The organism is Aminobacter sp. P4_H6_2 (assembly GCF_056400805.1).
Genome location: NZ_JBFUKO010000375.1, coordinates 1 through 5303 on the forward strand (window position 1 = coordinate 1; position 5303 = coordinate 5303).

Consider the following 5303-nt stretch of genomic DNA (forward strand, 5'->3'; position numbering starts at 1 on the left):
GGGTTGGTTGGGCCCCTTGTCGACTGCAGGGCATCCGAGCTCTGTGAACCAGATCGGCTTGCTGCGCGGCACCCATGGAGTGGGCGACGCCGCCTCCACGCCGGCGGCCCGGTTGTAGTGCTGATTGGCCCACCAGCCGACAAGATCCTTGTAGCGAAACACCCAGGGCTTGCCATAGGCGCCGTCGGTGATCGGACTTCTCGACCGTGCCAGCCGTGCCGCGACGCTGGCATAATACCAGTCAAAGCCTTCGCCACCGGCGACTGCGGCGCCGAGGCCTCTGGGATCATAGGGCGAAGCAAATCCGTCCGGGTTGCCGCCCGCATAGTCCGCATCGCGCCAGTCCGACAGGGGCATGTAATTGTCGATGCCGATGGCATCGATCGCCGGGTGCGCCCAAAGCGCATCAAGATGGAAATAGGCATCTCCGCTGCCATCGCCCGGCTGGTAGCCGAAATACTCGCTCCAATCGGCGCCATAGGTGATACGGCAGACAGGACCAAGCACCGCGCGAACATCAGCCACCAAAGTGCAAAGCGTCTCGACGAACGGGAACGCATTGCCAGCATCACGCAAGGTGGTCAGGCCGCGCAGTTCGGTACCGACCAGGAAGGCATCGACACCACCGGCGGCCGCCGCCAAATGCGCATAGTGCAAGACGAAGCGCCGATAGCCCCAGTCGTCTGCGCTGCCCGCAAAACTGATGCTGTCTCCGACGGCGGCGAACTGGTTCCGCAGTGCCGAACCGCAGAAGGCGTCGACCTGGTTTCGCGCCGCGACCGTGCGGTCGGTCGTACCGGCAAGCGCCGGCGCTGGCATGCAGGTTATGCGCCCGCGCCAAGGATAGCTCGCCTGGCTGGCATTGCCATAGGGATCGGGCAGGCTGTTTGCCGCCGGAATATCCATCATGATGAATGGATAGAGCGTCACCTTCAGGCCACGCGCCTTGATCTCGGCAATCGCCTCCTTGACGCTCTTGTCGGACGGCGTGCCGCCATAGGCGGGGCCACCATCATGTGTCGAAACCAGCATGGCATTCGGCCGGGTTATGCCTGACACGCGCCAGGCGGCCGACAGGCCCGAGGTCGAGGCGTTGGTCACCGCCGGCCTCAGCCGGCATTGGCCGGCCCTCAGATCGTTGCCGAACCAGGTCACCACAAGCGCGACGTTCTCGAGATTCGGGCAGATCATCTGCAACTCGTCGAGCGATGCTGCGATGTCGGTACCGGCGTAGAGCACGTGACGATTGAGCGCCTCGGTGTCGCCGGGGCGCTTCTGCCGCGTGACCAGGCTCGTTGATAGCCCGTACTCGGTCGCGCCGGGGATCAGGGTGACAGCGCGGACACGCTTTCGCAGGTCGCCGATTGGCCGGATCACCTCGAACTGCATCTGTGGGATGCGGTTGCCGTACTCGCCAATATCGAGGTTTTCGACCACCGCATAGGCAACGCCGCGATAGGCCGGCGCATTGCCGACACCCTGTTTGGCCGCAATCAACGGATCGACGGCCTGGCCCTCGGTGCCGCGATGGATGCGCAGTTCGATCGTCTCGCGATCGATCTCGCGCCCGTCCGCCCAGACGCGCCTTATGCCGGCGATCTCACCTTCGCTCAGCGCAAAGGCGGCATTTCCATAATAGGCATATTCGGTCACTTTCGGGCCAAGCTTGCCCTGCCGCCGGGTCGAGCGCGTTTCCTTGAAGCGCGTCGCCCAGATCAACGTCCCGCCAACGCGTGCCGTGCCGTAGATCCTTGGCAGCGACGCACCCTCTTCGGCAGTGAAAGGCCGCGCGCCCGTAAGCCGTGGTCCCTCGATCCTTCTTGTGCCGTTGATCAGCGCCCGGTCGATGGCGTAGCCGGCCAGCGCACCGGCGGCGGTCCCGATCGTGCTGCCGATAGGGCCAAGCATGCCGCCGAGAAATGCCCCGGCAGCCTGCAGCAGAATGGTCGCCATCAACGGCCTCCGGAATCAGTTATGCTTCGGATTGGGAAAGGCAAAGGCAGTGGCGATGCGCCGCCGCCATTGCGGCACGAGCCGGGTCAGCGTCACGCCGTGATCCTGATAGGCATGCACGAAACAGTCCGGCTCGATCAGGATCGCGGCGTGTTTCGCCGGCAGATGCGGGCGCCAGCGAAACACGATGAGGTCGCCGGCGGCCATTGCTACAACGGGTTTCTCCAGCAAGTGTTTTCGCAGTCCATCGAGCAGCCGTTCCTGCTCCGTGGCTTCGGCCCAGTCAGGCGCGTAAGGCCCCGGATGCTCCAGCTCATGGCCGTAGATCTCGCGCCAGACCCCAAGCATCAATCCAAGGCAATCGCAGGCCACGCCCTTGCGGCTGCCCTGGTGACGGTAAGGCGTCCCGACCCACTCCCACGCCTCCGCCACTACGGACGCCGCAATATCTCCTTCACTCATGGCACGATCGGCCGGCCGTCAAAGACGCCGCCTTCCGTGACATAGGAATAACCGGCGTCGTTGCCCGGAAGGTGCGGAAAGCCACGAAAATTAAGGGCGTTGGCGAACTTCGCCTTGCAGGTTGCAAATGTCTTGTCGCATCCGGCGCGGACGGAAAACGTATCACCTGCCATGACCGTTGCCCCCGCGCGCGGGCCAATGATGAGTGTCACGCCGGATGCCTCCCGGCGATGGGCGACGATGCGTTCGCTGCGACCGCTCCTTGCTCCGGCGGTCCAGGTCAGCGTGCCATGCGTAAACCATCCCGACGTGAAGCCGCCGAGCCCCGACACGGTCAGCAGGTCGGGCTCGGCATGGGCCGTGACGGTTCCGCTGCCCGAGAACTGCGGCTGGTTCAGCATCACGCCGCACCTGGCATCGCCAAGCTCGGCGTCGCAAGCGCGATTGACGACGCGCCCCCTCGGCTGGTCGAGCGCATGCGTGGCACTTTCCAGCTCGGCCACAAAACGCTGGTCGCTGCGCGTGATCTTGCCAATGGTCGCGGTCCGCAACAGGGCAAACTGCCCAGGTGACATCCAGTTGACCAGAAAGGTTTCGACCTTGGCATTGTCATAGAGCCCGGCAGCGATATCCACATCGCGGATGCGTTCGGACGACAATGCGCCTTCGACGTCGACGGTATCGACCGCGAGGCCGAGCGAACTGCGCGCCTCGCTGGCGGCGAGGCCCGTTTCCGGCTCAAATGTCGTGCCATCAAGCGCCAGCGGGCGATCGTGGTCGCTAAAACCGCTCACCACGCCATCGGCGCGCGTCAGCCGCCAGCAATGGCACACGCTGGTTACGGGACGTCCGAGATGGTTCGTCAGTGCCGAAGACATCGTCACAGCAGCACCTCCACGAGGGGAATCGACGGGATCTGCCCGGCCTTGAAGGCCGTGAGGCTCAGGGACAGGCGTTCGACATCGAAGCGCACCGGCACATGGAATTCAAAACCCGCCGTCACCCCCAAGCCCATTGCCGGGATCGAACCAGCTGCGAAAACCACCTCGCCGGTAGCGCCATCGAATGAGAACGCCGACGCAGGCTGCGCTGCGCCGGCAATGGCGATCCTGAGACTCCCCGCAACCGGTTTGGAAATCAGGCGCTGGTAAGCGTCCGTGCCGGAACCATAAGATTTCACCAGGGCGAACCGCGCTTTAATGCCATCGCCCGTCCCCAATGTCTGATCCAGCATGTCGGGAGCTTGGCTCGGCCGGCATGACTTCATGTCGAACGGATCGCGGAACCTGAATGCGTGCAGCGAGCCGCGCCGTGCTTCGAAGAACGCCAGGACATCGTGAAGATCGTCGAGCGACTTCACGCCGGTTCCGGCCTCATAGTAATGGCGGGACTGGGAAAAGCGCAGGTTGCGTTTCTCCCGTCCCGAGGTCAGCGAAACGATTTCGTTGCGCCGCTCCGGCCCGCCCGTCGCGCCGAAGGACACGGCGAGCGGAAAGACCTCGTCATGGAAATTGGCCAGCCCCGACACAAGTCCTCCTCAAAATGTTCGCGTGCCGCGCGACACGGCGCGCGCCAGCATGCCAGTGATCTGCGCTTCGGATTTGCGGAATGACGCTGCGTCCTGTGCGGTCACGTTGAACACCACATTGACGGCGCCACCGCCGCCGGGAGCCGCAACGCCCAAGGCACCGTCAGCGCCACGGCGCAAGGGCAGGATCGCCTCGGCACCGGCCTCGCCCATCAGGCCGAGGTTCTTGCCGTTCGGAAAATAGGTTGGCGATGACACGACGCCGCCGGACGCGAACGGCACCACGCCGCCCGTCACCCCACCCTTGGCGAAAGGAAGCGCTTTCTGCAGGCCCTGCATCAAGCCCTGGAAGAGTGATCCGCCCAGCGACTGAAGCGGCTTGAGCCCTTGCCCTAGCGCCATGCCGGCGATGTTCATGCCCAGGCCTCTCAGCACGTCCTCGAGTTCGCGTCCGCCTACGGTCGCCAATTTCAGCGCGCTTGTAAGATGGGCGCCGAAACTATCGGCCCGCTTTTCCAGCGACTTCAGCGTCGAGACAAACGAGCTGTCGTCTGCTTCGATCTTGACGATCACACCATTAGCCAAATTGGTTCTCCGTCCGGTCGGGAAACATTTTCATCAGCTCAACGAGGTTCTCCTTGCCGGGCGCTCCGGTTCGGGCCACGCCGAGCACGCTCATCGCGCGCTCCAGCTCGCGCGGCGTCATTGCCCAAAAGTCCCTCGGCGATAGCCGCAACAGGCCGAATCCCATGGCCATCACGCTGTCCCAGGGGAATTCCGCGCCAGCACCTGCTGCGGCGACTAAGGGTTTTGGCCGTCCTCTGCCTTCGGCGTTGCACCGAAGGTCGTGGTCAACAGGTCGGCGACAATCGTGGCAAAACCTGTCACGCCGCCCTCCGTGCGCATGCAACCGACATCGTCGTCGGAGAGCTCATATCCAGCGCCGCGCAAACCAGCGCCAATGACACGGATCATGTCGGTCGCCGACAGGCGCCCACTCGAAAACCGCTCCACCAGTGCCGCAAGGTCGGCTGCGACATAGCTCGCTTCAAGCTCGGCCAGTGCCCCCAAAGTCAGGCACAGCCGGTGGCTCTTGCCATCCAGTTCGGCGGCAATCTCGCCGCGCCGCCTGTTCGCCGTCATGGCGTCACCGTGAAGCCGACGACGCCAGCGGATTCGAGCGCCACCTCGAAGGTCACCTCGCCATCGTGGTTGCCGGTATATTCCAGCGCGGTGATCTGGAATGGTCCATCGACGACCCCGAAGTCGGGCACGGCGAGCTGCCACCTCAGAATTTCGCCGCCAAAGAAGCAGCTGCGGATCCTGGCATCGGATTGCTGGTCCTTGAAGATGCCGGAGC

At 64.0% G+C, this 5303-nt stretch carries 8 protein-coding genes; all 8 read right to left on the reverse strand.

The genetic code is table 11. The features are described 5' to 3' along the window. On the reverse strand, window positions 1-1953 hold a 1953-nt coding region (locus AC1DUU_RS22095), incomplete at its 3' end, for a baseplate multidomain protein megatron (RefSeq protein WP_476785534.1). A 15-nt stretch (window positions 1954-1968) separates the two neighbouring features. Beyond that, on the reverse strand, window positions 1969-2415 hold the full coding sequence (locus AC1DUU_RS22100; RefSeq protein ID WP_476785535.1) for an NlpC/P60 family protein: 447 nt from the start codon (window positions 2413-2415) through the stop codon (window positions 1969-1971). Further along, window positions 2412-3293 (reverse strand): DUF2163 domain-containing protein, encoded by an 882-nt coding sequence (locus AC1DUU_RS22105; RefSeq protein ID WP_476785540.1) that lies wholly within the window; start codon window positions 3291-3293, stop codon window positions 2412-2414. Before AC1DUU_RS22105 ends, AC1DUU_RS22100 begins: the two co-directional genes overlap by 4 nt. Before the next feature lie 2 nt (window positions 3294-3295). Further along, window positions 3296-3934: a phage distal tail protein, Rcc01695 family gene (locus tag AC1DUU_RS22110; protein ID WP_476785541.1), complete on the reverse strand. Its 639-nt coding sequence runs from the start codon at window positions 3932-3934 to the stop codon at window positions 3296-3298. 18 nt (window positions 3935-3952) lie between these two features. Beyond that, the gene (locus AC1DUU_RS22115; RefSeq protein ID WP_476785536.1) at window positions 3953-4528 is read right to left on the reverse strand and encodes a phage tail tape measure protein; all 576 of its coding nucleotides are present in this window, start codon (window positions 4526-4528) and stop codon (window positions 3953-3955) included. Continuing rightward, entirely contained in the window at window positions 4521-4700 is a 180-nt protein-coding gene (locus tag AC1DUU_RS22120) for a phage tail assembly chaperone (protein WP_476785537.1), read from the reverse strand. The genes AC1DUU_RS22115 and AC1DUU_RS22120 overlap by 8 nt, the downstream gene beginning before the upstream one ends. A 44-nt stretch (window positions 4701-4744) precedes the next feature. Further along, the gene (locus AC1DUU_RS22125; protein WP_476785538.1) at window positions 4745-5086 is read right to left on the reverse strand and encodes a gene transfer agent family protein; all 342 of its coding nucleotides are present in this window, start codon (window positions 5084-5086) and stop codon (window positions 4745-4747) included. Then, window positions 5083-5303: phage major tail protein, TP901-1 family (locus AC1DUU_RS22130; RefSeq protein WP_476785539.1), on the reverse strand; the 221-nt coding region annotated here is incomplete at its 5' end. The genes AC1DUU_RS22125 and AC1DUU_RS22130, both read right to left, overlap by 4 nt.